This is a genomic window from Desulfofundulus sp. (assembly GCF_049701015.1).
In the GTDB taxonomy this organism is placed as follows: Bacteria; Bacillota; Desulfotomaculia; order Desulfotomaculales; family Desulfovirgulaceae; genus Desulfofundulus.
Map to the genome: position 1 here is coordinate 1 of NZ_JBNATZ010000074.1, position 4,067 is coordinate 4,067.

The following is a 4,067-nucleotide window of genomic DNA, read 5'->3' on the forward strand; positions in this document are numbered from 1 at the left end:
GATCGGGGAGGAGCTCGGGCGGGTGAAACTCCGTCCGGGAGGCATTCTGGCGGATATTGCCCCGACCATGCTGGACCTGATGGGGATCCCCAGGCCGCCGGAAATGACCGGCGAGTCATTGATTATAGAGCGTTGAGCGGGTGCCTGCGCCCTCCTCTTCCGGACCGCGCTTGCATCCCCGTCATAAATAAACGAGGAGGAAGAGAAAAACATGAGCACAACTGTTGTTGACGTATACGCGAGGGAGATTCTCGACTCCCGGGGCAATCCCACCGTGGAAGTGGACGTGCTGCTGGAAGACGGTACCCTGGGGAGAGCGGCTGTCCCTTCCGGGGCCTCCACCGGTGCCCACGAAGCGGTGGAGCTGAGAGATGGCGACCCGTCCCGTTACCTGGGCAATGGCGTGCAGAAGGCCGTGCACAACGTGATTGAGAAAATCGCTCCCGAAATTATCGGTTTTGACGCCACGGACCAGGTGGGTCTGGACAGGACCCTCATCGAGCTGGACGGTACACCCAACAAGAGCAACCTGGGCGCCAACGCCATCCTGGGTGTTTCCCTGGCTGCAGCCAGGGCGGCGGCCAGGTCGGTGGGGCTGCCCCTGTACCAGTATCTCGGCGGGGTCAATGCCCGTCGGCTGCCCGTGCCGATGATGAACATTTTGAACGGCGGCAAGCATGCGGACAACAACGTCGACATCCAGGAGTTCATGATCATGCCCGTGGGTGCCCCCAGTTTTGCCGAGGCGCTGCGGATGGGGGCCGAGGTCTTTCATAACCTGAAAAGGGTGCTTAAGAAAAGAGGCCTGAACACCGCAGTAGGTGATGAAGGGGGTTTCGCGCCCAACCTCACTTCCAATGAGGAGGCCTGTGCGGTCATTGTGGAGGCCATCGAAGCGGCAGGCTACAAGCCCGGGGATGAAGTGGCCCTGGCCATCGACCCCGCGGCCACGGAGTTTTTCAAGGACGGCCGCTACATGCTGGAAGGAAAACCTCTCACTGCGGAGGAGTTAATTGAATTTTATGCCTCCCTGGCAGAGCGCTATCCCCTCCTCTCGATTGAAGACGGCCTGGCCGAGGACGACTGGGAGAACTGGCCGAAGCTCACCGCCCGCCTGGGAGACAGGGTGCAGGTGGTGGGGGACGACCTTTACGTCACCAACACGGAAAGGCTTCAGAAGGGCATTGAACTGCGTGCCAGTAATTCCATTCTGATCAAGGTGAACCAGATCGGCACCCTCACTGAGACCCTGGAAGCTATTGAGTTGGCCCGGCGTGCCGGGTTTACCGCGGTGGTGAGTCACCGTTCCGGTGAGACGGAAGATACATTTATCGCCGACCTGGTGGTGGCTGCGGGGACCGGCCTGATTAAGACCGGAGCGCCTTCCCGTACCGACCGGGTGGCCAAGTACAACCAGCTCCTGCGTATAGAGGAAGAGCTCGGTGATAACGCTATTTATCCGGGCCGGAAGGCGTTGAGGAGCGGGATGTAAAATCTCAACTCCCGTATCTCATCGCACGTCTCTATTTTATCCCCCAGGCATAATTGTCAATTATTATTGTTCTGTGCTATAATAACAGCGAATGGAAGAGGAGGTGCAGGCGTGTGCTCAAGGGCGTTTTGATAGCCTTTCATGTGCTTCTATGCCTTGCTCTCATCGCAACGGTGCTTTTACAGTCGGGAAGAAGTGCCGGGCTCTCCGGGGCTATTGCCGGGGGGGCGGAGGTTTTGTTCGGTAAAAAGAAAGGTCTTGACGAGTTTTTTAGCAAACTAACTACGGTAGTGGCGGTGTTATTTGCCATTACGTCACTTGTATTGGGCTTATGGATATAAGCCCATTGTCTTATTTCTTTTGCAGGCTGCCGGCCACCGGCCGAAAAAGTTATATATAAAAAATTGGTGTGCGGCGCCTGTCTAGCGGGAAGGGGGAGGTGATTCCGGGAGAAGGAGGTTGGATGTTGTTCACAGGCTGTTTGAAAAATTAATCATGGGGGGGAATATTCTTGGTACAATCTTGGATGACCTATTCCGGGATAGTGGCTGCCATTATTGGTATCCTGTTTGCAGGTTATCTGGCCTCATGGGTACTCAGCCGTCCTGCCGGTTCCCAGCGCATGCAGGAAATTTCGGCGGCCATCCAGGAAGGGGCTATGGCTTATCTCAACCGGCAGTATAAGACCATAGCGATTGTTGGCGTGGTAGTGGCACTGATTATTCTGTTCGGGCTTAACTACTGGACAGCCGTTGGGTTTGTCATCGGGGCCATTTTCTCGGGTCTTTGCGGCTATATCGGTATGTACGTTACGACCCGGGGCAATACCCGCGTGGCGGAAGCAGCCAGGTCCGGTATAGGCTATGCCCTGCAGGTAGCCTTCCGGGGCGGTGCTGTGACGGGTATGATGTGCGTGAGCCTGGCCCTCCTGGGTGTCTCGGCCATGTACGTTATCTTCAGAGACCCGGTGGCGCTGGTGGGCCTGGGCTTCGGCGGTTCGCTGATAAGCGTGTTCGCCCGTCTGGGTGGCGGTATTTATACCAAGAGTGCCGACGTCGGTGCCGACCTGGTGGGTAAGGTCGAGGCCGGTATCCCTGAAGACGACCCCAGGAACCCGGCGGTTATTGCTGACAACGTGGGGGACAACGTCGGTGACTGTGCCGGTATGGCGGCCGACCTCTTTGAGACCTATGCCGTAACCGCTGTTGGTGCCATGCTCCTCGGTTTCCTGGTCTTTAAGGACCAGCCCCAGTACATTGTTTATCCCATGGTTCTGGGAGCCGTAGCTATTATCGCTTCTATTATCGGTACCTTCTTTGTCCGGATGGGTGGCGGCACCAACATCATGGGTGCCCTGTACAAGGGGTTGTGGGCTTCCGCCGTTCTGGCACTGATCGGCTTCTGGTTTGTAAGCAATAGTGTTCTGGGTTCCACTGCTTTCTTCTGGCCCGCTCTCATCGGTGTGGTCATCACCGTGGCTCTCGTGTACATTACAGACTACTATACATCCAAGAGTTTCCGTCCGGTGAAATCCATTGCTGAAGCTTCCCAGTCCGGTCATGCCACCAACATCATCACCGGTATCTCCGTGGCTATGGAGGCCGGCGTCCTTCCCGCCATTGTAATCGTGGCCGGTATCCTGATTTCCTATTTGATTGGTGGCGGTGGGGCACACGGTCTTTATGCCATTGGGATCGCTTCCATGGCCATGCTCTCCATGACCGGTATCATCGTGGCCATTGACTCCTACGGGCCCATCACCGACAACGCGGGCGGTATTGCCGAAATGGCGGAACTGCCCGAGGAAGTGCGCAACATTACCGACCCGCTGGATGCCGTGGGCAACACCACCAAGGCGGTGACCAAGGGTTATGCCATTGGTTCAGCCGGTCTGGCGGCTATCGTGCTTTTTGCCGACTACACCCACCACCTGGCTGATTTTGTGCCCAGAGAGGCGCTCACCTTCTCCATCAACAACCCGTGGGTGCTGGCCGGCCTGTTCATCGGTGCCGCCCTGCCCTACCTGTTCTCCTCCCTGGCCATCGGTGCCGTGGGCCGTGCGGCTTATGAAGTGGTCAACGAGGTGCGGCGGCAGTTCCGTGAAATCAAAGGTATTATGGAAGGTACGGCCAAGCCGGAGTACGGCCGGTGCGTTGACATCGTTACCCGCCGTGCGCTGAAAGAAATGATCCTGCCCGGCTTGATTCCCGTTCTGTCCCCCGTGGTGGTGGGTCTGCTCCTCGGGCGGGATGCTCTGGGCGGCATGCTGATGGGTACCATCATAAGCGGTCTCTTCCTGGCCATCTTCCAGACCTCCGGCGGCGGTGCCTGGGACAACGCCAAGAAGTACATTGAAGAAGGTATGTACGGCGGCAAGGGTACTCCCACCCACGCTGCGGCTGTAACGGGTGACACCGTCGGAGACCCGCTGAAGGATACAGCGGGACCGGCCATCAACCCGATGATCAAGATCGTGAACATCGTGGCGCTGCTGATTATTCCTTTGATTGCCAATATCGTCCGCTAAGTCTATGACGGTTATTAGAAACGCCCCTGCGAGAGCAGGGGCATTTTT

The 4,067-nt window shown here is 57.3% G+C and carries 3 protein-coding genes; all 3 read left to right on the plus strand.

All coding sequences use genetic code 11. The features are described from left to right. The first annotated feature begins 211 nt into the window (after positions 1-211). The 3 genes from eno (at position 212) to ACPLUI_RS06400 (ending at position 4,019) form a co-directional block, all read left to right on the plus strand. Positions 212-1,492, plus strand: coding sequence for a phosphopyruvate hydratase (eno, locus tag ACPLUI_RS06390; RefSeq protein WP_424659441.1), 1,281 nt, complete (start codon positions 212-214; stop codon positions 1,490-1,492). Positions 1,493-1,605: 113 nt separating this feature from the next. After that, on the plus strand, positions 1,606-1,833 hold the full coding sequence (secG, locus tag ACPLUI_RS06395; RefSeq protein WP_424659442.1) for a preprotein translocase subunit SecG: 228 nt from the start codon (positions 1,606-1,608) through the stop codon (positions 1,831-1,833). 185 nt (positions 1,834-2,018) lie between these two features. Then, positions 2,019-4,019, plus strand: a complete 2,001-nt coding sequence (locus ACPLUI_RS06400; protein WP_424659448.1) for a sodium-translocating pyrophosphatase — start codon at positions 2,019-2,021, stop codon at positions 4,017-4,019. The last annotated feature ends 48 nt before the right edge of the window (positions 4,020-4,067 follow it).